Origin of the sequence: Paraburkholderia sp. CHISQ3 (assembly GCF_030464945.1) — a bacterium.
GTDB lineage: Bacteria > Pseudomonadota > Gammaproteobacteria > Burkholderiales > Burkholderiaceae > Paraburkholderia > Paraburkholderia megapolitana.
Genome location: NZ_JALPRG010000008.1, coordinates 342,783 through 365,708 on the forward strand (window position 1 = coordinate 342,783; position 22,926 = coordinate 365,708).

Sequence of the window (22,926 nt, forward strand, 5' to 3'; positions counted from 1 at the left end):
TCGAACGAATGACTGACGCTACCGCGAACCTCGCCGGCGCTACTGCCGCCCCCACCGACGCTCCCGCTGTCTACGACGCCACGGCGAAACAGAAGGCACAGGCCAAGACCGCGCGCATCCCGATCAAGATCATCCCGATCGAAAAGCTGAAGAAGCCGGAGTGGATTCGCGTGAAGGCCGCGACCGGTAGCTCGCGCTTCTCCGAAATCAAGCAGATCCTGCGCGAGCACAACCTGCACACGGTGTGCGAGGAAGCAAGCTGCCCGAATATCGGCGAATGCTTCGGCAAGGGCACGGCGACGTTCATGATCATGGGCGACAAGTGCACGCGCCGCTGCCCGTTCTGCGACGTCGGCCACGGCCGGCCCGATCCGCTCGATACCGACGAGCCCGTCAATCTCGCCCGCACGATCGCGGCGCTGAAGCTGAAGTACGTGGTGATCACGAGCGTCGATCGCGACGATCTGCGCGATGGTGGCGCGGGTCACTTCGTGGAATGTATTCGCCAGGTGCGCGAGCAGTCGCCGCAAACGCGCATCGAGATTCTCACGCCCGATTTCCGCGGTCGTCTGGACCGCGCGCTGGGAATCCTCAACGCCGCGCCGCCCGATGTGATGAACCACAATCTCGAAACGGTGCCGCGTCTCTACAAGGAAGCGCGCCCGGGTTCCGACTACGCGCATTCGCTGAAGCTGCTGAAGGACTTCAAGGCGCTGCATCCCGATGTCGCGACGAAGTCCGGCCTGATGGTCGGCCTTGGCGAAACCGAAGAGGAAATTCTTCAGGTGATGCGCGATCTACGCGCACACGACGTCGATATGCTGACGATCGGCCAGTATCTGCAACCGTCCGAACACCATCTGCCGGTGCGTGCTTACGTGCATCCGGATACGTTCAAGATGTACGAGGAAGAGGCGTACAAGATGGGCTTCACGCATGCTGCGGTCGGTGCGATGGTGCGCTCGAGCTATCACGCCGATTTGCAGGCACATGGGGCGGGTGTCGTAGATCTGCACAAGTAAGTGAAGATTACCGGCAGCGAGATGGGTTGATTCGCTGCCGGGGGCCAACCCCGGCCATCTGCACTTTACAGATTGCTCCCGATGGGCACGATATCCCGCTACTCCGGAAACGCACCGGGCATAGTACCGAGGGGGTGCGCCTCGGTTTGCTGATTCTCCAGGTCCCCCGCCGCGGGGACTTGTCTGCGACGGAGGTTGGCCATCCGTTCGCCCAGATTATTCATTGCGCCGGTCACCATCGGTCTCACCTCGGTCACAAAAGCGCTGGTCTTTTCTATCGCCTGCTCGCCGCCCCTGACGACGGCGTTGCCCGCGCTCACGAGTTTCTTGCCCGTGTAATCGGCGCCTTCCACCACCTTCTTCGCGGCTATATCGGAGCCATCGCCCACTACTTCTGCGCTCTTCAGTACCGACGTCGATACACCTCTGCGTGCGAGATCGCTCACCGCGTTCAATCCGCCGCGAATGGCACCCACGGCCGATTCGGTGCCCTCCGCGAGCGTGGTCCACGACCCGAACACAAGCGCTGACGTTCCAAGGTGTACTGCTTGCTCGGCGAACTCGGCGACCCCTTCGCTCGCGCCCTGACTCCGCGCAAGCGCACCCGTGGCCGTGGTCGCCAGGCTGACGAAACCGAGGCCGAGTCCGAGCGCACCGACGTTAGTCGCGACACTGGTCGCCGTCGTGTACGTATGCGGTGCGGCGATGATCGCTGCGGGAATCCTGGTCAGAGCGTCCGCGACGCGGCCGGCACCGTTCGCGGCCTCGCCCTTCCACGTCGCGTCCTTGAGCGCGGTGTACTGTTCTCGCCAGTCGTCTCGCGCCAGCAGGTATTCCGGGCCGATGAGATGGTCCCTCTTTGCGACGTAGCGGTCGCCCGCACTGGTGGCCGCGCCGGCGGCCATCGAGCCGAGAGCGGCTATTCCCGACGTAACCGTTGCCGCGGCCCCGGGGAAGCCCGCAGCGGCGATCCCCGGAACGACGGCGAGTTCCACGGCGTTGCGTGCCGTGAATGACTGGATCGTGCCAGCTTTGCGCAGCATCTTTCCCAGCATGCTGGGCGTTGCCGCGTCCAGCGCGTTCTGCATGACCGGGTCGAGCCTGTCCCGATCGGGCGCCAACCAGTCAATGCCACCCCGCGCTTCCATCGCGGGATTGAGCGCCTCTCCGCTGACATGGTCCATGGCGCCCGAAAAGAGACCCGCGGCGACACCACCCTTGAAAGAGTCGGGCGCGTTCTTGACGCCCGGCAGCACGTTGAGGCCCGACACGATCGTATTGCCGATCTCGGGTTTCGTATCGAGCAGGCGCGACGCCGTGCCGAACGCGGCTGAGCCTATGGCACCCTTTGCGACTGCGCTCGTCGTGCCAAACGAGTCTCCCTTCGAGAATGTCTTTTGGATCGTTGCGTCTGACTCGCCCATTTCCAGAAGTCCAGCCACGCGGTTCTCGATTAAAGCATTGAGATCCGCACGGTTCGATTCATCGCCGCCCGCTTCGCCGCCCTTATAGTGCGGCTCGAAATAGCGGGTGAGCTGGTCGCGAATGCCCTGTTCGCGGGCAGTGCGCTGCTCTTCGCTCTCCACGGCGGGCGCCGCGGTGGTCTCCGCGGCAGGCGTTGTTGTCGCCGTGACAACTGCCGGCAAGGATGCGCGGCGGCGTCGATCGCCGGGCGGTAGCCTGTTCTCCATAGGTCGCGGCGCGCCCTCGATCAATGCGCGCTGTGTCTGCTGCTGGTTCTGCGTCGTTAGCGGAGCCGTTCCCGTCGATTCGTTTCCCCGATGCAGATTGAGATCGGGCAGGCTCGAGGATCGTTCTGTTCTCATAGTACGAGCGAGTGGCGTTTAGGGATGGATCACGTTACTTCGCGTGGTGAGTGTATTTCGCGTGCAAACCGAAGTAATCGCGCGCCACGCGAACCAGTGGGCTACGCGACGACTTCGCGTGTTTCTACGATCACGCCGACATCCATGGCTCGTCGCGCTCTCGGGACATGCAACCCGCATCGCATCGTCTGCCGCATAGGGCTATTCATACGTCGCCGCCCTCGCGACCATCCACCCCAACGCGAAAAGCAATGCTCGAACGCCGTCATTAGCAATCGCGGATTAATTAGAACCGCGCGGCGGCAAACTCCCTATAGTCGGAAGCCTTTTAGACATCCTGATCCAACGGGGCTTCCAGATGAACCGATTCCTTCGTCCGCTCGCGGCTGCACTGGCGTCTTTAGCGCTGTCGGCGTCGCTCGCCAACACCGCGCACGCCGACACGCGCGAGGTCGTCATTGCCTATCAGGACATGGTCGTGCCGTGGCGCTATGCGCAGGCCACCGGCGCCGTCGAGAAAGCCACCGGCTACAAGGTCACCTACCGCAAGCTGGGCAGCGGCGCCGACGTGATCCGCGCGCTCGCGTCGGGCTCGGTACAACTCGGCGAAGCAGGTTCGAGCCCGATCGCGGCCGGCTTGTCGCAGGGCGTCGATATCTCGCTGTTCTGGATTCTCGACAACATCAACGATGCCGAGGCGCTGGTCGCGCGCGATGGTTCGGGGGTATCGAGCGTCGCCGGGCTCAAGGGCAAGAAGATCGGTGTGCCGTTCGTGTCCACTTCGCATTTCCATACGCTCGTCGCGCTGCAGAATGCCGGCGTCAATCCCTCGGACGTGAAGATCGTCAACCTGCGTCCGCCTGAAGTCGCGGCGGCGTGGGCGCGCGGCGACATCGACGCGACCTACATCTGGGATCCGGTGCTCGCCAGGGTGAAGCAGAACGGCAAGGTGCTGATCACGTCGGGGCAGGTCGCTCGCGAGACGGGCAAGGCAACCTTCGATGGTTTCGTCGTCGATCGGCGCTTCGCTCGCGATAACGCGGACTTTGTCGCGCGCTTCGTGAAGGTGCTTGCCTCGACCGATGCGGACTATCGCGCGCACAGTGCTGCGTGGAATGCCGCATCGCCGCAGGTAGTCGCGGTCGCGAAGGAGTCCGGCGCCAACGCGCAGGACGTGCCCGCGAGCCTCGCGCTCTACGCGTTTCCGACGCCGGTGGAGCAGGCGTCGAACGTATGGCTCGGTGGTGGCGCGCAGTCGGGCGCCGCGAAATCGCTGGCGGCAACCGCGACTTTCCTGAAAGCGCAGGGCACGATTCAGAACGTGCTGCCCGACTATTCGGTGGGCGTCGATCCGCAGTTCGTGCAGCATGCGACGCCTTGAGCCGGGCATGACATGAGCGGACTCGAAATCCGGCATCTATCGGTTGCTTATCCCGGTGCGCGCGGCACACCGCCGACCGTCGCGCTCCAGGACGTCGACCTGCATATCGAACCCGGCGAATTCGTCGTGGCGCTCGGCGCGTCGGGTTGCGGCAAGACGACGTTGCTCAACTGCATCGCCGGTTTCATTGCGCCCGGTGAAGGCGAGATTCTACTGAACGGCGAACCGGTCGAGGGACCTGGCGCCGATCGCGGTGTCGTGTTCCAGAAGTACGCGTTGATGCCGTGGCTCGATGTGCTCGATAACGTGGCGCTCGGGCTTCGCTTTCAGCGTGTGCCGAAAGCGGAGCGCGAGCGTATTGCGCGTCGTGTGCTTGCGCTTGTCGGGCTCGAGCGGTATGCGCATTCGCGTGTGTATGCGCTGTCGGGCGGCATGCAGCAGCGGGTGGGTATCGCGCGTGCGCTTGCGAGCGATCCGCAGGTGCTGTTGATGGACGAACCGATGGGCGCGCTCGACGCAATGACACGCGAGTCGATGCAGGAGCTCGTACTCGACGTATGGGATCGAACGCGCAAGACAGTATTCTTCATCACGCACAGTGTCGAAGAGGCGCTGTTTCTCGCGACGCGTCTCGTCGTGATGACGCCGGGCCCGGGTCGTATCGCGCAGACGTGGACATTGCCGTTCGCGCGGCGCTTCATCGAAACGCGCGATGCGCGCGCGGTGAAGTCCGCGCCGGATTTCATCGAATGGCGTGAGCGCCTGGTTCGGCATCTACACGAACGCGCGCCGCAGGAAAGTGTGTCATGACGGCATCGCGCGATTCACTCAACCAGCCCGCGCTGGAACCCGCTGCCTACGTCAACACGTCGCATGCATCGCGACATACTCGCACTGCTACGCCCACCGCACGTGCAAGGCGCTCCGCACGCGCATGGCGCATGCCCGGCGAAGGACCGACTGCCGCATTGAGCGCGGCCTCGGTGGCGACGCTGGCCGCGCTGTGGTGGCTCGCCACGCATCTGCACTGGTTACCGCCGCTGTTTCTGCCGACGCCCGAAGCGGTATGGGCCGCGTTTATCGATGCGTGGCACGGCCGCATTCAAGGCGGTCTGCCGTTATCGGAGCATCTGGCGTGGAGCGCGCTGCGCGTGTTCGGCGCGTTCGCGCTGGCCGCGGCAACCGCGGTACCGGTCGGCATCCTGATGGGTGTGAGCCGGATCGCGCGCGGGCTGCTCGATCCGCCGCTGGAGTTCTACCGGCCGCTGCCGCCGCTCGCTTACCTGCCGCTCGTCGTCATCTGGTTTGGTATCGACGAGACCGCGAAGATCGTCGTCATCTATCTGGCCTGCTTTGCGCCGATCGCGATGGCCGCACGCGCGGGAGCGCGCAGCGCAACCGTTGAGCAGATTCATGCCGCGTATTCGCTCGGCGGCCGCTTTGCGCAGGTCGTGCGCCACGTCGTATTGCCGGCGGCGTTGCCCGAGATCCTGACCGGGCTGCGTATCGCAATCGGCTTCGGCTGGACGACGCTTGTCGCCGCAGAAATGGTCGCGGCGACCGCGGGGCTCGGACAGATGGTGCTCAACGCATCGAGCTTTCTGCGCACCGATGTGGTCGTGATGGGGATTGTGCTGATCGGTCTGATCGCGTGGATCTTCGATCTGGGGATGCGTGCGCTTGAACGTCGGCTCGTGCCGTGGAAAGGGCGTGCTTAACGTCACGCAACTACAACGTCACGCACTCGCTTACGCGCCGGATCAGGCAGCACCGAATAGCTCAAGCACCGGCCAGCCACGTTCCTTCGCCACCACACGTAGCCGGTCGTCGGGATTCGTCGCGACCGGATCGGTAACGCGTTCGAGCAGCGGCACATCGTTGATCGAGTCGCTATAGAAGTAGCTCTTCGGAAAGTCCTTCAGCGTGTGCCCGAGCGATGCGAGCCATTCGTTCGTGCGCGCGATCTTGCCTTCGCGAAAGCTCGGTATGCCGGTCGCGGCACCCGTATAGCGCGCGGCCGGGTCGTTGCCCTCGGTGCCGATCTCAATGCCGAGCAGGTGTTCGATGCCGAGCGCCTTGGCGATCGGCGCCGTGACGAACACGTTGGTCGCGGTCACGATGCAGCACAGGTCGCCTGCATCGAGATGCTTATGCAGCAGCGCCAGCGCGGCAGGACGGATGGCCGGGACGATCACCTTGTCCATAAACTGTGCATGCCACGCGTCGAGCTGCGCGCGCGAATGGCGGGCTAGCGGTGCAAGCGTGTAGTTCAGGTAGTCGTTCATATCGAGCGTGCCGGCCACGTATTGCTGGTAGTACGCGTCGATTTCGTCGGCGTGCTGCTGCGCGCCGTCGATCCCCAACCCTGCGATGAAATGCGCCCACGACTGGTCGCTGTCGAGCGGCAGCAGCGTGTGGTCCAGATCGAACAGCGCAAGATTGCGGCTCATTACTTCTCTCCCCTGCAGTGGTCAGTCGGCGCGGCATCGCGCCGCGTTACCGACGATATAGCGTGCCCGTCGCACGCCGTGGCGATCCTATATTTAAATGCACAAAATTACAATATGGCAAAAATGTGCAACACTACTGTCATAAACGCCGGGTCGCTTCAAGCCGGCCGCCGGAGACCGTTGTGGCCGAAGGTATCGAAAGCGTAGTCAGCCATGTTGATTCTTCTTAATCTGCTGTCCGGGGTCGCCCTGCTCGTGTGGGGCTCGCATATCGTGCGCACCGGCATCCTGCGCGTGCTCGGCGCCGATCTGCGGCGCGTGCTCGGCCGTAGTACCGATGGTCGTCTAAAGGCGTTTCTCGCCGGGATCGGTGTGACGAGTCTCGTGCAGAGCAGCAATGCGACCGCGGTGATCGTGACGTCGTTTGCAGCCCAGGGGCTGTTGCCGCTCACGGCCGGCCTCGCGATCATGCTCGGCGCGGACGTCGGTACGGCGCTGATGGCGCGCGTGCTGACGCTCGACCTGTCCTGGCTGTCGCCGATCCTCGTGCTGTTCGGCGTGCCGGTATTCCTGTCGCGCAAGCAGACGCGTCTCGGCCAGGTGGGCCGGACCGCGATCGGCCTTGGCCTGATCCTGCTCGCACTGCATCTGATCGTCGAAGCCGCCCAACCGATGATGAGCGGCGCCGGCGTACGCGTGATGTTCGGCGCACTGACCGGCGACACGATGCTCGATGCGCTGGTCGGCGCGGCATTCGCGATGATCTCGTACTCGAGCCTCGCCGCGGTGCTGCTGACGGCAACGCTTGCATCCTCAGGCGTGATCTCGCTGAAGGTCGCGCTGTGCCTCGTGATCGGCGCGAATCTGGGTAGCGGCATGCTGGCGCTGTTCGGTACGCTGGCGCAGAACGCCGCGGCGCGACGCCTTGCGCTCGGCAGCCTTGCGTTCAAGTTTGCCGGCGCACTGCTGATCCTGCCGTTCGCGCCGTTGCTCGCGCGCGGGCTGCCGGTGCTGATCGCCAATCCGCGCGAAGCGACCGTTGGCTTTCACCTGATCTACAACACGCTGCGCTGCTGCGCGTGCCTGCTGCTGATCGATCCGGTCGGGCGCATCTGCGAGCGCCTGCTGCCCGATCGTGCCGTGCCGAACGGCGAGATCCGTCCGCTGCATCTCGACGCGGCCGCGCTGTCTACGCCGAGCCTCGCGCTCGCAAACGCTGCCCGCGAAGTGCTGCGTGTCGGCGACATCGTTCGCGCGATGCTCGATAACGTCGCCGAGCTGCTGCACCACAACGACCTGCAGAAAGCGCGCGAAACGATCCGCATGGACGACGACATCGATCATCTATATGCAGCTGTGAAGACCTACCTCGCGCAAATTTCCCGCGAACAGCTCGACGAGCCCGATAGCCGCCGCTGGACCGACATCATCGCGCTGACGATCAACCTCGAACACGCGGGCGACATCATCGAGCGCATCGTCAGCGATATCGAAGAGAAAAAGATCTCGCATCGTCTGTCGTTTTCGGAGGAAGGGCTCGGCGAACTCGAGGACCTGCATACGCGGCTCGTCAGCAATCTGCAGCTTGGGCTATCGGTGTTCCTGAACAGCGACCTGCGCTGTGCGGAGCGGTTGCTGGCGGAGAAGGAGCGTTTCCGCGATCTCGAACGCGCCTATTCGTATGCGCACGTCGACCGGCTCGCGGGGCAGACGCTGCGCAGCATCGAAACGAGCGCGCTGCATCTGGACCTGATCAGCGATATGAAGCGGCTCAATTCGCTGTTCTGTTCGACCGCTTACCCGGTGCTCGACGCAGCGGGCGCCCTGCGGCAAACGCGGCTGCGCAAGCGTGCGCTCGACACGATGCACGTGAAGGAATGAGCTAAATGCGCGTCGCGCTCAGGCGATGATCACCTTGCGCACTTTCTTCTTCAGCGGCGCGAAGTCGGGTACGTCGGTCGCCTTGCTGTTGGTGATCAACACGTCGATGCGTTCGGCGGGGCAATACGACACGCGGCTGCGCTGGCCGATCTTGCTGTAGTCCGCGAGGATCACGATCTTGTCCGCGCAGTCCACCATCGCACGCGCGACTTCCGATTCGGCGTGATCGAAGTTCGTCGCACCACTGCGCACATCGACGCCGGTTGGCGACAGCAGCGCGACATCGGCGCGATAGCGTCGAATGTCGAGTATCGTCGTCGCCCCGGTGGTGGCGAACGCGCGTTCGCTGATCGAGCCGCCCAGCAGGATGACTTCGTTCGACATTTCCGCCGGTTCGGCAGAGCCGCGCAGCTTCAGCGCGACATCGATCGAGTTGGTGACGATGGTCAGATTGGCGAGCTTCGCCAGCTCTTCGGCGAGTAGCGCAGTGGTGGTGCCCGCATCGATGAAGAGCGTCTGGCCGCTCGCGATCACTCCGGTTGCCGCTTTTGCGATCGCGTTCTTGGACTTGACGTGGGTATGCGCGCGCTCCGCGATCGGCGCTTCGTCACCGGGCCGTACCGCGCCGCCATGTACGCGCCGCAGCTCGCCCAACGCTTCGAGGTCGAGCAGATCGCGCCGCACGGTTTCGCGCGAAACATCGAGGTCCGCCATGATGCGTTCGGTGGATACCCGTTGCAGCGTCGACAGCAGGGCGCGGATTCGTTGATGACGGTCTTTCTGCCACATGCCTTGGGTCCCGGCGCAAAGTTAGGAAGATTAAGCGTGCTGCGCATACCTATCACTGCCATTCGGGTATGTCAGACAGATGTCGAGCGTACTATTTTATCCGCCGCGTGTTGTATTTTTTTGGCAGCTTGCATAGTTGTGTATTTGAATTTAGCCTTCGCAGATTGGCGATTCGGTGCGCATTTCGAAAATCGGATGTTCGGAAAGGAAGGGATGTGTCTGCTTTCGAACAATCGATGTCGCTTTCGGTAAACTGCGTGTCGTTTTAGCTGGACATACTGCGATGGCGATCGGCGGGGCCACCGGTTGTACCGGTGCGCACGAACGCTTTAGGTGCACTGCAGCGCGGCGCCTGGCCGGCGGCTGCAGGAGGCTGGCAGCGGCGGGGCCGACGGGTCGATCAAGCTCATTGAAAAGGGTGACGGGACGTGAAAGAGGAGAGCACGCAGAATGCACGCGGCACGTGGCCTTATCCGGCGCGCGTTGCTCACCGGATTGGCGGATCGCTGACGCCCGAGAACACGCTGGCAGGATTCGACGCCTGTATCCGTTACGGCTACCGGATGATCGAGTTCGACGCGAAGCTTTCCGCGGATAACACCGTCTTCCTGCTGCACGACGATCTGCTCGATCGCACGACCAACGGCCACGGCGCCGCTGCGCAACATAGCTGGCAGCAACTCGCCGCGCTCGACGCCGGCTCGTGGTACGGCCCGGACTTTGTCGGCACACGGCTGCCCACTCTGGCCGACGTCGCCGCGCGCTGCGCGCGCGAGGGCATAGCCGCCAACATCGAAATCAAGCCGTGCCACGGGCGCGACGCGCTGACCGGGACGCTCGTCGCGCAGGCTGCGCGCACGTTGTGGCAATCGGCAACGCTACCTCCGCTGCTGTCGTCGTTCTCCATCGAAGCGCTCACTGCCGCACGCGATGCCGTTCCGGAATTACCGCGCGGCATGCTGTTCGATGCGCTGCCCGACGACTGGCTGCGTATCGTGCGCGAACTGGATTGCGTATCGCTGCATACGGATCACAAGCGGATCACAGAAGAGCAGGTCAAGGCGATTCACGCGGCGGGCCTGCGCGTACTGACCTATACCGTCAACGATCCGGCGCGCGCGGAAGAGCTCGTGCGCTGGGGCGTCGACATGATCTGTACCGATCGCATCGATATCATCGCGGGCGACGCACGCACCGTTGCGTGAAGTCGTGAAATCCGGACACATTCATCAACGTAGCAATTTTCGGCAGAGGATGGGAACACCATGAACCGCACGAAGTTAAGCCGTTTTGTTTCGCTGTCGGCCGTTGCGGGCGTCGCGGCGGGGGGTATGAGCGTTGCGTTCGCTGCGCCGTCCGACGCGCTGGTGGCCGCCGCGAAGCAGGAAGGTCAGTTGACCACGATTGCCCTGCCGCACGACTGGTGCGGTTACGGCGCGCTGATCGCGGGCTTTCAGAAGAAATACGGCATCAAGATCAATGAGCTGAATCCGGATGCGGGTTCCGGCGATGAAGTGGAAGCGATCAAGGCGAACAAGGGCAACAAAGGGCCGCAAGCGCCGGATGTGATCGACGTCGGCCTGTCGTTCGGACCGACCGCCAAGGCGCAAGGTTTGTTGCAGCCGTACAAGGTATCGACGTGGAATTCGATTCCGGCCGAATCGAAAGATCCGGAAGGCTACTGGTACGGCGATTACTACGGCGTGCTGTCGTTCGAGGTTAACTCGGACATGATCGACAAGGTGCCGACCGACTGGTCGGACCTGCTCAAGCCCGAATACAAGAACGCCGTGTCGCTGGCCGGCGATCCGCGCGCGGCGAATCAGGCGATCCAGGGCATCTACGCTTCTGGTCTGTCGCAGGCAAAGGGCGATGCATCGAAAGCCGCCGATGCCGGTCTGAAATTCTTCGCCGAACTGAACAAGCGCGGCAACTTCGTACCGGTGATCGGCAAGGCCGCATCGCTTGCGCAAGGGACGACGCCGATCATCGTGCGTTGGGACTACAACGCACTCGCCGATCGCGACACGCTGAAGGGCAATCCGAAGGTCCAGGTCGTCGTGCCGAAGACGGGCGTGGTTGCCGGTGTCTACGCACAGGCGATCAGCGCGTATGCACCGCATCCGAATGCCGCGAAGCTGTGGATGGAATACCTCTACTCGGACGAAGGCCAGATTGGTTGGCTGGCCGGCTACTGCCATCCGATCCGCTACAACGAGCTGGTTGCCGCCAAGAAAGTCCCGCAGGCGCTGCTCGACAAGCTGCCGCCGGCTAGCGCGTACAAGAGCGCGGTGTTCCCGACGCTGTCGCAGCAGGACGCGTACAAGGACACGATCACGAAGCAGTGGGACACGGCGGTCGGCGCCAACGTGAAGTAAGCCCCGTCAGGTAAAAGCAGGAGCGGTACCGGGTGTCCGTGCCCGGTACCGGCAAACGCATCAGTCAGATGCATCGACCTGTCTTGCGAACGCAGGCTCGCGCTGTCGGCGAGCCGCGCAGCGCATGGCAGCCGCGGGTGATGTGCAAGAACGCATGCACACCAACCCGCAAGCCCTTTCGGGGTGAGCTATGAGTGCATCATCCGAGGCCGGAGCCGGGCCCGCGGAACTACTGGTTCCGCCCGTGCCGAGTCCGACGCCGCAGGTCAACGGTCCAGGGCGCGCGTCGCCGCTCTGGAGCTGGATCGGCGTCATGCCGTTCTTCATTTTCGCGGTGCTGTTTCTGATCCTGCCGACCGGCTTCCTGATCGTCGGCGCATTCCAGGATCCGCAAGGCCATTTCACGCTCGAGAACTTTCGCGAGTTGCTTCAGCCAGGCGTGCTCGACGCGTACTGGATCAGCGTCAAGGTAAGCGCCGCATCGGCGCTTGGCGGCGCGTTCATCGGTTCGCTGCTCGCGTGGGCAGCAGTGCAAGGCAAGCTGCCTGCGTGGATTCGTCCGACGCTGATGACGTTCTCCGGCGTCGCGTCGAACTTCGCCGGCGTGCCGCTGGCGTTCGCGTTTATCTGCACGCTCGGTCGCGTCGGGCTAGTCACGATGCTGCTGAAGAAGTATCTCGACTTCAACCTGTATTCGACGGGTTTTAGCGTACTGAGCTTCTGGGGTCTCACGCTGACCTATCTGTACTTCCAGATTCCGCTGATGGTGCTGATCGTCACTCCGGCACTCGATGGCCTCAAGCGCGAGTGGCGCGAAGCGTGCGACTGTCTGGGCGGCACACCATCGCAGTACTGGCGCTACGTTGCGCTGCCGGTGCTGTGGCCGAGCGTGCTCGGCGCAGCGCTGCTGCTGTTCGCGAACTCGTTCGGTGCGGTCGCAACTGCATATGCGTTGACCGGCAGCTCGCTGAACATCGTGACGATCCTGCTGTATGCGCAGATTCGCGGCGACGTGCTGCATAACCAGAACCTCGGCTACGCACTCGCACTCGGGATGATCCTCGTCACCGGCCTGTCGAACGGCGGCTACATCTGGCTGCGCTCGCGCGCCGAAAGGGGCCGTCGATGAAACGCCAGTCGCGCGTAGGCGCATGGACCGCGATGATCGTCGGTTCGCTGTACTTTCTGATTCCGCTGATCGCCACTTTCGAATTCAGCCTGCGCATGCGCCGCGGCACCTACAGCTTCGACGCGTACCGCGTTGTGCTCGCCGATCCGCGCTTTCAGGCGTCGTTCGGCTACTCGATGCTGATGGCGGTGCTGACGATCATCGTCGGCATTCTGCTCGTCGTGCCGACCGCGTACTGGGTGCAGTTGCGCTTGCCGAAACTGCGCCCGCTCGTCGAGTTCATCACGTTGCTGCCGCTGGTGATTCCGGCCATCGTGATCGTGTTCGGCTATCTGCGCATCTACAACAGCAGTTCGATCCTGCCGCTCACCGGCAACGAACGCGCGACGGACTTATTGCTGGTACTCGGCTACGTCACGCTGTCGCTGCCGTACATGTACCGCGCCGTCGATGCGGGGCTACGCGCGGTCGATATCCGCGCACTGACCGAAGCCGCCGAATGCCTGGGCGCGAACTGGACGACGATCCTCTTCAAGGTGATCTTTCCGAACATCCGCTCGGGCATTCTCTCGGGCGCGTTTCTCACCTTTGCCGTGGTGATCGGCGAATTCACGCTGGCGAGCCTGCTCGACCGGCCCGCGTTTGGACCGTACCTGCAACTGATCGGCGCGAACCGCGCATATGAACCGTCGGCGCTCGCGGTGATCGCGTTCGTCGTCACGTGGGCCTCGATGGGGCTGATCCAGGTGTTCGGTTCGGCGCGCTCGCTGGCCGGACAGAAGACCTGAAGAACTGGGACGACGCATCATGGCATTTCTCGAGATCGACAACCTGCACAAATCCTTTGGGACGAACATCGCGCTGCATCACTTCGACATGAAGATCGAGCGCGGCGAGTTCATCACGTTTCTGGGGCCGTCGGGCTGTGGCAAGACAACCGTGCTGCGGATGATCGCGGGCTTCGAAGGTCCGACACGCGGCACGATAAAGCTTGATGGGCGCGACGTTACGCATCTGCGGACGCGGCAGCGCAAGGTCGGTATGGTGTTCCAGTCGTACGCGCTGTTTCCGAACATGACGGTGGCCGACAACATCGGCTTCGGTCTGCGCGTCGCGCGTCGGCCGCAGGAAGAGATCAAGTCGCGCGTCGAAGAGATGCTGAAGCTGATCAGCCTGCCTGCGCTTGGCGAACGTTACCCGTGGCAACTGTCGGGCGGGCAGCAGCAGCGTGTGGCGTTGGCGCGCGCGCTGGCCGGCAAGCCGCAGGTGCTGCTGCTCGACGAACCGCTGTCGGCGCTCGATGCGAAGATCCGCATTTCGCTGCGTCAGGACATCCGCGCGTTGCAGCGCGAACTCGGTATCACGTCGATCTTCGTCACGCACGACCAGGAAGAAGCGCTGTCGATCTCCGATCGCATCGTGGTGATGAACGAGGGGCGCGTCGAACAGGTTGGCACGCCGTCGGAGATCTACAACTATCCGCGCACGCGTTTCGTTGCATCGTTTGTCGGGACGCTGAATATTCTCTCGGGTCAGGTGGTCGATCCGGCGAAGGGGCGCATGGCGGTCGACGGTCAGGAACTCACGACTTCGCGCGAACTGCCGGCTAACGATGCAGGCAAGCAACGCCTGCTTGCGTTACGGCCCGAGGCGATCGTGCTGGAGCCGGCGGCACCGGGACGCAACACGCTGAACGCAACGGTCGAGGAAGTGAATTTTCTCGGCGCGGTGGTGCGGATCAGGACGCGTGTGAAAGATGCGGTGATTTCGCTCGATGTGTTCAACGATCCGAATCGCAGCCTGCCGGAACGGGGACAGCCCGTTGCGCTGGGGTTCTCGCACGACAATCTGCTCGTGCTCGAAGAAGGCGCGTGAGCGTCGCGGTGGTTTAACAATAGTTATAAGACCCGCCGCAGGAAACCTCCTAACATCCCGCTGTGGGTTCGGACCGACCTCCGGGCCCACGCGAAAATAAAGTCGCTGAGATCTCCCTGAAATGCCTTTCTCCCGCGAGAAAGGCATTTTTTTCGCCAAGTGCCGGCGAAAGGCACAGGGCCTACATCGTCCGGATTCCCCGACGCTCACGTTCCGGTTTTCCGGAAACCCGGACGGCGCACGCACGTCGTTGCAAAAAAAACCATATAAATCAAAGCGCAACGCACATCATCAAGCTGGCATCACCCTTGCAAAAAGCATAGGCGGCCGCCAAGGCCCGACAAACTAAAGCAAGGAGACAACCGATGTCCAAATTCACTTCCCGGTATCGCTAGAACCATCGTCTTGTCGCGGCCCGACTGCCGTGCACAGGCGTGCGTTGATTCGTTCGCGTGATGCGCAGCGTGGCAGGCCTCTGCTTCGGCTCATCCACATTGCAGGAACCATCGTGAAGAAACCCTTTTATAAAATTCTCTATGTCCAGGTGATCGGCGCGATCATCATCGGCGTCGTGCTCGGCCACTTCTCGCCGGCATTTGCCGTCGACATGAAGCCGCTCGGCGACGCGTTCATCAAGCTGATCAAGATGGTGATCGGTCCGATCATCTTCTGTACGGTCGTCACCGGCATCGCGGGGATGCAGGACATGAAGAAGGTGGGTCGGGTTGGCGGCAAGGCGCTGCTGTACTTCGAAATCGTCTCGACGTTCGCGCTGTTGCTCGGCCTGATCGCGACGCACGTGCTCAAGCCCGGCGTCGGCTTCAACGTCGATCCGACCACGCTCGATGCCAAGGCGGTCGCCTCGTACGCCGCGAAGGCGCACGGCCAGACGACCGTCGACTTCCTGATGCACATCATTCCCGACACGATTTCGTCGGCCTTCGCGCAGGGCGAGATTCTGCAGATCCTGCTGGTGGCGATGCTGTTCGGTAGCGTGCTGGCCACGCTCGGCGAGCGCGGCAAGGTGGTGACGGACTTCATCGAAGGGATTTCGACGGTGCTGTTCGGTGTGGTGCGCATCATCACGAAGCTTGCGCCGATCGGCGCGTTCGGTGCGATGGCGTTCACGATTGGCAAGTACGGTGTCGGCTCGCTGGTGCCGCTGCTGAAGCTGATCGGTACGTTCTATCTGACGTCGATCGTCTTCGTAGTGGTCGTGCTCGGCATCATCGCGCGCGCGGTTGGCTTCAACATCCTGCGCTTCGTCGCGTACATCAAGGAAGAAATGCTGATCGTGCTCGGCACGAGTTCTTCCGAAGCCGCGCTGCCACAACTGATGCTCAAGCTCGAGAAGCTCGGCTGTTCGCGCTCGGTGGTGGGTCTCGTCGTGCCGACGGGTTATTCGTTCAACCTCGATGGCACCAACATCTACATGACGATGGCGGTGCTGTTCATCGCTCAGGCCACCAACACCGATCTCACGCTCACGCAGCAATTAACGTTGCTGGCAGTGACCATGCTGACGTCGAAGGGCGCGAGCGGCGTGACGGGAGCGGGCTTTATCACGCTCGCAGCAACGCTTGCCGTGGTGCCGACCATTCCGCTGTCGGGCATGGTGCTGATCCTCGGTATCGACCGCTTCATGAGCGAGTGCCGCGCGCTGACGAACATCGTCGGTAATGGCGTGGCGACGGTTGTCGTGTCGGCATGGGAGAAGGAACTGGACCGCTCGAAGCTGAACGCCGCATTGCGCGGCGAGGTGCGGGTCAACGAAACCGCCGGCGCATGACGCGATGAAACGCGCGGGGCGGCGCCGGCCTCGAACAGGTCCGTCCCGCGCGCCGGACGGTGGTGCGGCAGCCTATGCCACAATGGTCGACTTCCACCGACCGGACACCGCCACCTTGACGCGCCGTCTGTTGATTTTCTTCGTGCTCGCTGCCGGGCTCGTGGCGGCGAGCGGGCTCACGTGGAGCTTCACGTGGCAGCGCGGCATCGACAACCTGCGGCGCAACGCCGCTGTGCGCGCCGATCGCACCACAAGCGCGCTGAAGAGCACGCTCGAACGCTATGAGTCGCTACCTTATCTGCTCGCCGAGCATCCGTTCGTGCAGGACGTGCTGGCCGAGCCGAATCCCTCGCGCGTGGATCGCGCAAACCGCTACCTCGAAGATCTGAACCGGCACGCACGTGCTACCGCGACCTACGTCATCGGAGCCGACGGTATCTGCGTTGCAGCCAGCAACTGGCACGACGCGGAGAGTTTTGTCGGTGTCGAGTATCGTTTCAGACCGTACTTCGATGTGGCGGTGAAGGGCGGCGTTGGTCGCTTCTTCGGCATCGGCACGATTTCTCACGATCCCGGCTATTACATCTCGCAGCCTGTCTATCGCGACAGCAAGATCGTCGGCGTCGCGGTCGTCAAGTTGAACCTCGAATGGTTTCAGGGCGCTGACGCGTCCGAGCCGCTGATCGTCACCGACGATCACGGCGTCGTGTTTCTCTCATCGGTACCCGCGTGGAAATATCACACGGTACGGCCGTTGTCGGGACCGGTGGCCGAGTCGATCTGGCAGACACGCCAATACGCGCAGCAACAGATCGCGCCGCTGCCGGTGACGATCGAACGAACGCTTGAAGGCGATGCGCAGATCGTGCGTATCGGTGGCGGGCGCTATGCGCCGCGCTATCTTGCGTCGCGTCGTGCGCTCGGCGAACCCGACTGGCATCTGATCACGATGGCACCCGTCGATCCCGTCGACCGCGATGCGCGCAACGCGACCGTCGTGACCGGCTTCGGCTATATCTCGCTGTGTCTGTTTGCGTTCTACTGGCGCATGCGCCGGGCGCGCGTACGCGAAATGATCCGTAGTCGCGCGTTGCTGCAAAAGGCGTATGCGGAACTGAACCAGCGCGTCGCGGAGCGCACCGCCGACCTGTCGCAAGCCAACGAACAATTGACGAAGGAAGTCGGCGAACGCACGCGCGCCGAGCAGGAACTGCGCGCGGCACATGATGAACTCGTGCAGGCGAGCAAGCTGGCCGCGCTGGGCCAGATGGCCGCAGGTATCACACATGAGTTGAACCAACCACTCGCAGCATTGCGCGGTTTCTCGGACAACACGCGCGTGCTGCTCGAACGCGGCGACCACGCATCGGCGCGCGAAAATCTCGAAGCGATTGCGTCGCTGACCGAGCGCATGGGCAAGATCACGAATCAGTTGAAACTGTTCGTTGGGCGGGCGCGGCCGCGCAGTGCGCGTGCGCCGGTTGCGCGTGCTTTGAGCAACGTGCTCGCGTTGTTGCAAAAGCGCCTGCTCGGTGTGGGTGTCGACATCGTGTTGCGGGACCCGCAGACGGGGGCACTCACGCCGTTCGATATCGGCGGCAGTTCCACGCACATGAACGAACAACTGGCCGCGCATTGTGACGAACTGCGTCTCGAACAGGTATTGATCAACCTGCTCGGCAACGCGCTCGATGCAACCAGCGGCGTGACGTCGCCGCACATCGTCATCGATATCGAGGCGGCGGAAAGCACACTGTCGATCGCCGTGCGCGACAACGGCCCCGGCATTCCCGACGACGTTTTACCGCGTCTCTTCGAACCGTTCTTCACGACGAAAGAGATGGGGCAAGGGCTCGGGTTAGGACTCGCGATCTCGTCGTCGATTGCACGCGACTGCGGCGGCTCGCTCGTCGCGCGCAACGCGCCGGATGGCGGCGCGCAATTCATCCTCACGTTGCGTCGCGCCCGCGCGCTGGCCACAGACCCGCTTGTCGCGGGCTCCTGATTTCAGGTGACAACGATCATGGTGAACAACGGTTTGCAGGTGCTGTACATCGAAGACGACGAACTTGTGCGGCGGGCGAGCGTGCAGAGCCTGCAGCTCGCGGGCTTCGACGTGGTCGGGTTCGCATCGGTCGAAGCGGCGGCACGGCTGATCGTCGCGGATTTCGCCGGCGTGATCGTCAGCGATATTCGTCTGCCGGGCGCGAGCGGGCTCGACCTGCTCGCGCAATGCCGCGAGCGTGCACCCGATGTGCCGGTGATCCTCGTCACTGGACACGGCGATATATCGATGGCCGTGCAGGCGATGCGCGACGGCGCCTACGATTTCATCGAGAAGCCGTTCGCGTCGGAGCGCCTGATCGAAACCGTGCGGCGTGCGCTCGAACGTCGCACCCTCGTGCTGGAGAATCTCGCGCTGCGTCGTCAACTAGCGGGGCAGCAGTCGGTGGCGCCGCGCATCATCGGACGCAGTCCGGCCATCGAGCAGGTGCGCCGGCTCATCGCGAACGTTGCGCCGACCGATGCGTCGGTGCTGATCAATGGCGATACCGGAGCCGGCAAGGAACTGATCGCGCGCAGTCTGCACGAACTGTCGCCGCGTCGTGACAAGCCGTTTATCGCCGTGAATTGCGGTGCGTTGCCCGAGCCGATGTTCGAGTCGGAGATGTTCGGCTACGAGCCCGGCGCGTTTACCGGTGCGGCCAAACGCCGCATCGGCAAACTCGAACATGCGTCGGGCGGCACGCTGTTTCTCGATGAAATCGAGAGCATGCCGCTCGCGTTGCAAGTGAAGCTGCTGCGCGTGTTGCAGGATGGTGTGCTTGAGCGGCTCGGCTCGAATCAGCCGATTCGCGTGAATTGCCGCATCGTCGCCGCCGCCAAAGGCGAGATGACCGAGCACGTGGCAAGCGGCACGTTCCGGCGCGACTTGCTGTACAGGCTGAACGTTGTGACGATCGCGCTGCCGCCGCTTGCGGAGCGGCGCGAGGATATCGTGCCGCTCTTCGAGCATTTCCTGCTCGACGCGGCCGTGCGTTATGAGCGCCCTGCACCGCTGCTGACGGACCGGCAACGCAGCGCGTTGATGCAGCGCGACTGGCCTGGCAACGTGCGCGAGTTGCGCAATGCTGCGGACCGGCTCGTGCTTGGCGTCGCGGACGAGCGCACGCCGCTATCGTCTGATGATGACGACACCGTGCAGCCGCTGAAGGAGCGCGTGGAGCAGTTCGAACGGGCGGCGATCGCGCAGGCACTCGATCAGGCGGGCGGCGCGGTTGCGCTCGCAGCGGACCGGCTGCAACTCGGCAAGGCGACACTCTACGAGAAGATCAAACGATACGGCCTGGCGGCGCGTGGAGAAGGAGAACGTTGAGGCTGGGGGAGCTGAAGGGGCTGCGTGATTTGCGGCTTCGGCGAAGTGCGCTGAAGCCGCAAATTGAGTAAAACGAGGGGGAAAATCAGGCCGCGTTCAGCGCCTTTTTGAGCAACTCATCAAGCTCGGCAAACTGCGGTTCGCCGACATAGCGCTTGAGGATCTTGCCGTTCCTGTCGACCACGAACGTGGTCGGCGTCAACTGCACATTGCCGAACTGCTTCGCCGCCGAGCCGTCGTCCATCGCCACCTTGAACGGCAACTGACGCGTTTGCGTGTAGTTCGTCACGTACATCGGCGCGTCGTAGTTCATTGCGACCGCAACGAACTCGAGGCCCTGGCCCTTGAAGCGGTTGTACGTGTTCACCATCTGCGGCATTTCCTTCATGCAGGTATCGCAGTTGGTCGCCCAGAAGTTGACCAGATAGACCTTGCCCTTGAGGTCGGAGGTCGTGACCTTCTGGCCGGACAGCAACGTGAACGACGCATCCGGAACATGCTGCTGGCTGCCGAACGCGAAATAGCCAGCGACCGCAATCGCACCAGCGACGACGATTGCCGCGATGTAGCGCAGCGGGCTCGCGCGTCGGGAAACAGGAGTAGGGCTCATGAACAGGACCTCAGGAAGCGCATTGCGCTGAAACAGCGTGGGGTGGTCGGTATTGTAGCCTCAATCGTGTTGGGCAGCATCGACGTGCCCACGAGCGGATAATGCGGCTTTCCGTTTCTGTCTATCGGCTTTCAGGTCTTATGTTCAGGCTCGCTTCTTATCTGGCTTCTTACCTGGCTTCGCGCCTTTTTCCGTTCGTTCATGCGTTTCGCCGTCATGCCCGGCGCGCTGCTTCTTCTGGCGCGGGTACGGTGCTGCGTTCGGCGGTCTGCGTTGCCGTGACGGGCGCCGCGCTGATCGCCTGCTCGCCAACCTACGACTGGCGCACCGTCGCGAACGACGCGCAGGGCTATTCCGTCGATCTACCGGCCAAGCCGAGCAACGACGAGCGGCAGATCGATATCGGCGGAACGCCGATGAAGATGGCGATGCAGATTGCGGAGGCCGATCACACCGTGTTCGCCGTCGGCAGCGTGACGCTGCCCAGCGACGACCCGCAGGTGCAGCGCGCCGCGCTCGAATTCCTGCGTGCGGGACTGGCGCGCAACCTCGGTGCGACGCCCGATGCACATGCCACGCAGATTCCCCTCGCGGCAGGCGGCCAGGTGCCCGGCATCGAGATGACGTTTAGCGGCAAGGCAGGCGCGAACCAGGAGCCGCGCACGATGCACGCGCGACTCGTGGCGCGCGGCAAGCATGTCTATCAGGCGGCGATTATCGGGAGCAAAAACCCGGCGCCGGAGCAGATCGATCAGTTTTTCCAGTCGTTCAAGCTCGATTGACGGTAGTTCACCGACGAAATGCGCGTTCTGCGAACTCTCCAGAGTGACCGCTACTGAAAGTTCCTTCGCAGGTTATCGCTCTAATAGACGGATTTAATGAGGGTTTTTAGGTTACCCACAGGACTTGTGGATAACTTTGTTGAAAACTCTCGCAAACCTCGCTCGAATGCCCGTCCGGTGGGGGTTCCGTTAATTTGCCCACGAACATGGAAATAAAAAATACTAAATAAAATCAATAAGTTAAAAGATTGACCCGACACAATCCTTTCAATTGTATCGAAATCTATCCGAAGCTCTTCTGTGTGTATAAGTCAAGTCTTGACAGGCCATTTTTTGCCTTTCTTGACCATTCATCGCGCGGAAAAAACGCGCCGATACTGCACGGCCTCGGCGACCTGCCCCCCATTGGGGACATCGTTTCCCGCGAGGTCGGCAATCGTTCGGGCCACTTTCAGCACGCGATAGTAAGCGCGGGCTGACCAGCCGAAACGCTCGCCGGCGTCGCGCAGCAGCGCTTCACCGGCGGCATCCGGCCGGCACACCTCGTCGACTTCGCGCCCACTCAGCTCGCGATTGGTCTTGCCCTGGCGCGCGAGCTGGCGCTCACGTGCGCCGTGAACGCGTTCTGCGATCGGTGCGCTCGCCTCGCCGGTGGTCGACGCGCGTGCCGACAATTCGGCGGGCGTCAGCGCGGGAATCTCGATCTGGATGTCGATGCGATCGAGCAGCGGTCCGGACAGCTTGCGCAGATAACGCGCGGCGATGTCCGGCGTACAGCGGCAACGCCCGTTCGGATCGCCGCGCCAGCCGCAAGGACAGGGGTTCATCGCGGCGACCAGCTGGCACGCAGCGGGGAAGTCCGCTTGCCAGGCTGCGCGTGAGATCGTGATGCGGCCGGCTTCCAGCGGTTCGCGCAGCGTCTCCAGCACGTGACGATCGAACTCGGGCATTAGGCAACTTAAACTGTCTGTATGTTTTCTTAAGTTCCATCGACCAGTAATCTGGTACGAGGAGGTATGAAAATGGAGTACAGGTTAGTGTTGATAGATCCCCGAAAACTTCCGTCTATGTCGGATCATGAGCTTGGGTTGTTTTCCGGGGCGGGGTCTTTCAATCTTCTTGGACGGCCGAAAGTTGGTGTGATTCTGGCGGGGGATGCTGATTTCCAATGGGAGTGCACAGAATTTCTTGCAGACGCCTGCCTGCGCAGTTCAAGTTGGACAGGTGACACCGTCCGGGTCTATGGCGAAGGGATGGTTGCTTGGATGCAGTTTCTTGCGGCAGAAGAGCTGTCGCTGTCCGACGCCACCGAAGAGGACTTGCTTGGCTTCCGCGCGGCGTTACGTCGAAGACGGGCGCATGGTATTTGGGATCTGTCGCCGGCGACGATTCGGCTGCGCCTGGTCGCCGTAATGCAGTTCTACCGCTGGGCGCAAAGGGGGCGAATATTTGCTAGCCCTCTCGGAGAATGGCTACTGGCCGACAACGATGCTAGCGGGGCTTCCAGCTTCCGGGGCCGGCGATATAGAGTCGCCTTGGCGGATTCCTATCTGCCACGCGTACGTAGCCGCTTGCCCGCACATTGTTGATGTCCGCGCAGAACTGACCCACTAGAGCCGCAAATTTTCATCGAATTTT

Annotated in this window: 19 protein-coding genes and 1 pseudogene; 15 read left to right on the plus strand and 5 right to left on the minus strand. The window is 62.7% G+C overall.

Translation table 11 applies throughout. The annotated features are described in order from the left end of the window. The first annotated feature begins 8 nt into the window (after window positions 1–8). Window positions 9–1,022, plus strand: a complete 1,014-nt coding sequence (gene lipA, locus M0D65_RS21135; protein WP_266254405.1) for a lipoyl synthase — start codon at window positions 9–11, stop codon at window positions 1,020–1,022. A gap of 98 nt (window positions 1,023–1,120) precedes the next feature. Here the strand turns inward: lipA and M0D65_RS21140 are convergent, their stop codons facing one another. Continuing rightward, on the minus strand, window positions 1,121–2,737 hold the full coding sequence (locus M0D65_RS21140) for a hypothetical protein (protein ID WP_266254406.1): 1,617 nt from the start codon (window positions 2,735–2,737) through the stop codon (window positions 1,121–1,123). A 469-nt stretch (window positions 2,738–3,206) separates the two neighbouring features. Here M0D65_RS21140 and tauA point away from each other — a divergent pair, with 469 nt between their 5' ends. The 3 genes from tauA to M0D65_RS21155 are packed head-to-tail and all read left to right on the plus strand — an operon-like array spanning window position 3,207 to window position 5,947. Continuing rightward, entirely contained in the window at window positions 3,207–4,229 is a 1,023-nt protein-coding gene (gene tauA / locus M0D65_RS21145) for a taurine ABC transporter substrate-binding protein (RefSeq protein ID WP_266254407.1), read from the plus strand. A 12-nt stretch (window positions 4,230–4,241) separates the two neighbouring features. Continuing rightward, complete coding sequence (locus M0D65_RS21150) at window positions 4,242–5,039, plus strand: taurine ABC transporter ATP-binding protein (protein ID WP_266254408.1); 798 nt, start codon at window positions 4,242–4,244, stop codon at window positions 5,037–5,039. Then, window positions 5,036–5,947, plus strand: coding sequence for an ABC transporter permease subunit (locus M0D65_RS21155; RefSeq protein ID WP_266254410.1), 912 nt, complete (start codon window positions 5,036–5,038; stop codon window positions 5,945–5,947). Before M0D65_RS21150 ends, M0D65_RS21155 begins: the two co-directional genes overlap by 4 nt. Before the next feature lie 42 nt (window positions 5,948–5,989). Here M0D65_RS21155 and M0D65_RS21160 read toward each other — a convergent pair whose 3' ends face one another. Next, entirely contained in the window at window positions 5,990–6,679 is a 690-nt protein-coding gene (locus M0D65_RS21160; protein WP_266254411.1) for an HAD family phosphatase, read from the minus strand. A 213-nt stretch (window positions 6,680–6,892) separates the two neighbouring features. On the opposite strand from M0D65_RS21160, the gene M0D65_RS21165 reads away from it, so the two are divergent. Further along, a complete protein-coding gene (locus M0D65_RS21165; protein ID WP_266254412.1) occupies window positions 6,893–8,560 on the plus strand; it encodes a Na/Pi cotransporter family protein in 1,668 nt (555 codons plus the stop codon). Window positions 8,561–8,578: 18 nt separating this feature from the next. Here M0D65_RS21165 and M0D65_RS21170 read toward each other — a convergent pair whose 3' ends face one another. Further along, window positions 8,579–9,349, minus strand: coding sequence for a DeoR/GlpR family DNA-binding transcription regulator (locus M0D65_RS21170; protein ID WP_091009442.1), 771 nt, complete (start codon window positions 9,347–9,349; stop codon window positions 8,579–8,581). Between the two features lie 428 nt (window positions 9,350–9,777). On the opposite strand from M0D65_RS21170, the gene ugpQ reads away from it, so the two are divergent. The 8 genes from ugpQ (at window position 9,778) to M0D65_RS21210 (ending at window position 19,896) form a co-directional block, all read left to right on the plus strand. Continuing rightward, complete coding sequence (gene ugpQ, locus M0D65_RS21175; RefSeq protein ID WP_266254413.1) at window positions 9,778–10,554, plus strand: glycerophosphodiester phosphodiesterase; 777 nt, start codon at window positions 9,778–9,780, stop codon at window positions 10,552–10,554. Window positions 10,555–10,614: 60 nt separating this feature from the next. Continuing rightward, entirely contained in the window at window positions 10,615–11,727 is a 1,113-nt protein-coding gene (locus M0D65_RS21180) for an ABC transporter substrate-binding protein (RefSeq protein ID WP_266254414.1), read from the plus strand. A 190-nt stretch (window positions 11,728–11,917) separates the two neighbouring features. After that, entirely contained in the window at window positions 11,918–12,856 is a 939-nt protein-coding gene (locus M0D65_RS21185) for an ABC transporter permease subunit (protein WP_266254415.1), read from the plus strand. Further along, entirely contained in the window at window positions 12,853–13,644 is a 792-nt protein-coding gene (locus tag M0D65_RS21190; RefSeq protein WP_091009454.1) for an ABC transporter permease, read from the plus strand. Before M0D65_RS21185 ends, M0D65_RS21190 begins: the two co-directional genes overlap by 4 nt. Window positions 13,645–13,663: 19 nt before the next feature. Then, the gene (locus tag M0D65_RS21195) at window positions 13,664–14,731 is read left to right on the plus strand and encodes an ABC transporter ATP-binding protein (protein WP_266254416.1); all 1,068 of its coding nucleotides are present in this window, start codon (window positions 13,664–13,666) and stop codon (window positions 14,729–14,731) included. Window positions 14,732–15,239: 508 nt separating this feature from the next. Next, the gene (locus M0D65_RS21200; protein ID WP_266254417.1) at window positions 15,240–16,520 is read left to right on the plus strand and encodes a dicarboxylate/amino acid:cation symporter; all 1,281 of its coding nucleotides are present in this window, start codon (window positions 15,240–15,242) and stop codon (window positions 16,518–16,520) included. A gap of 82 nt (window positions 16,521–16,602) precedes the next feature. Further along, window positions 16,603–18,525: an ATP-binding protein gene (locus M0D65_RS21205; RefSeq protein WP_266254418.1), complete on the plus strand. Its 1,923-nt coding sequence runs from the start codon at window positions 16,603–16,605 to the stop codon at window positions 18,523–18,525. A gap of 18 nt (window positions 18,526–18,543) precedes the next feature. Next, a complete protein-coding gene (locus tag M0D65_RS21210) occupies window positions 18,544–19,896 on the plus strand; it encodes a sigma-54 dependent transcriptional regulator (RefSeq protein ID WP_266254440.1) in 1,353 nt (450 codons plus the stop codon). A gap of 85 nt (window positions 19,897–19,981) precedes the next feature. Here M0D65_RS21210 and M0D65_RS21215 read toward each other — a convergent pair whose 3' ends face one another. After that, on the minus strand, window positions 19,982–20,506 hold the full coding sequence (locus tag M0D65_RS21215; protein ID WP_266254419.1) for a TlpA disulfide reductase family protein: 525 nt from the start codon (window positions 20,504–20,506) through the stop codon (window positions 19,982–19,984). A 101-nt stretch (window positions 20,507–20,607) separates the two neighbouring features. Here M0D65_RS21215 and M0D65_RS21220 point away from each other — a divergent pair, with 101 nt between their 5' ends. After that, window positions 20,608–21,288 carry a hypothetical protein gene (locus M0D65_RS21220; RefSeq protein ID WP_266254420.1) on the plus strand — a complete coding sequence of 227 codons (681 nt, stop codon included), beginning with the start codon at window positions 20,608–20,610 and terminating at the stop codon, window positions 21,286–21,288. A gap of 350 nt (window positions 21,289–21,638) precedes the next feature. Here the strand turns inward: M0D65_RS21220 and M0D65_RS21225 are convergent. Then, window positions 21,639–22,238: pseudogene (locus M0D65_RS21225) on the minus strand (ATP-binding protein); the annotation flags it as partial. Between the two features lie 66 nt (window positions 22,239–22,304). Between M0D65_RS21225 and M0D65_RS21230 the strand changes: the two are divergent. Beyond that, on the plus strand, window positions 22,305–22,877 hold the full coding sequence (locus tag M0D65_RS21230; RefSeq protein WP_266254421.1) for a site-specific integrase: 573 nt from the start codon (window positions 22,305–22,307) through the stop codon (window positions 22,875–22,877). The last annotated feature ends 49 nt before the right edge of the window (window positions 22,878–22,926 follow it).

Coding starts and splice junctions, on each gene's coding strand:
- M0D65_RS21230 (WP_266254421.1), top strand. CDS start 22,305: ATGAAAATGGAGTACAGGTTAGTGTTGATAGATCCCCGAAAACTTCCG.
- M0D65_RS21180 (WP_266254414.1), top strand. CDS start 10,615: ATGAACCGCACGAAGTTAAGCCGTTTTGTTTCGCTGTCGGCCGTTGCG.
- M0D65_RS21150 (WP_266254408.1), top strand. CDS start 4,242: ATGAGCGGACTCGAAATCCGGCATCTATCGGTTGCTTATCCCGGTGCG.
- M0D65_RS21220 (WP_266254420.1), top strand. CDS start 20,608: ATGCGGCTTTCCGTTTCTGTCTATCGGCTTTCAGGTCTTATGTTCAGG.
- M0D65_RS21160 (WP_266254411.1), bottom strand. CDS start 6,679: ATGAGCCGCAATCTTGCGCTGTTCGATCTGGACCACACGCTGCTGCCG.
- M0D65_RS21185 (WP_266254415.1), top strand. CDS start 11,918: ATGAGTGCATCATCCGAGGCCGGAGCCGGGCCCGCGGAACTACTGGTT.
- M0D65_RS21215 (WP_266254419.1), bottom strand. CDS start 20,506: ATGAGCCCTACTCCTGTTTCCCGACGCGCGAGCCCGCTGCGCTACATC.
- M0D65_RS21170 (WP_091009442.1), bottom strand. CDS start 9,349: ATGTGGCAGAAAGACCGTCATCAACGAATCCGCGCCCTGCTGTCGACG.
- M0D65_RS21190 (WP_091009454.1), top strand. CDS start 12,853: ATGAAACGCCAGTCGCGCGTAGGCGCATGGACCGCGATGATCGTCGGT.
- M0D65_RS21155 (WP_266254410.1), top strand. CDS start 5,036: ATGACGGCATCGCGCGATTCACTCAACCAGCCCGCGCTGGAACCCGCT.
- lipA (WP_266254405.1), top strand. CDS start 9: ATGACTGACGCTACCGCGAACCTCGCCGGCGCTACTGCCGCCCCCACC.
- M0D65_RS21195 (WP_266254416.1), top strand. CDS start 13,664: ATGGCATTTCTCGAGATCGACAACCTGCACAAATCCTTTGGGACGAAC.
- M0D65_RS21210 (WP_266254440.1), top strand. CDS start 18,544: ATGGTGAACAACGGTTTGCAGGTGCTGTACATCGAAGACGACGAACTT.
- tauA (WP_266254407.1), top strand. CDS start 3,207: ATGAACCGATTCCTTCGTCCGCTCGCGGCTGCACTGGCGTCTTTAGCG.
- M0D65_RS21205 (WP_266254418.1), top strand. CDS start 16,603: ATGGTCGACTTCCACCGACCGGACACCGCCACCTTGACGCGCCGTCTG.
- M0D65_RS21165 (WP_266254412.1), top strand. CDS start 6,893: ATGTTGATTCTTCTTAATCTGCTGTCCGGGGTCGCCCTGCTCGTGTGG.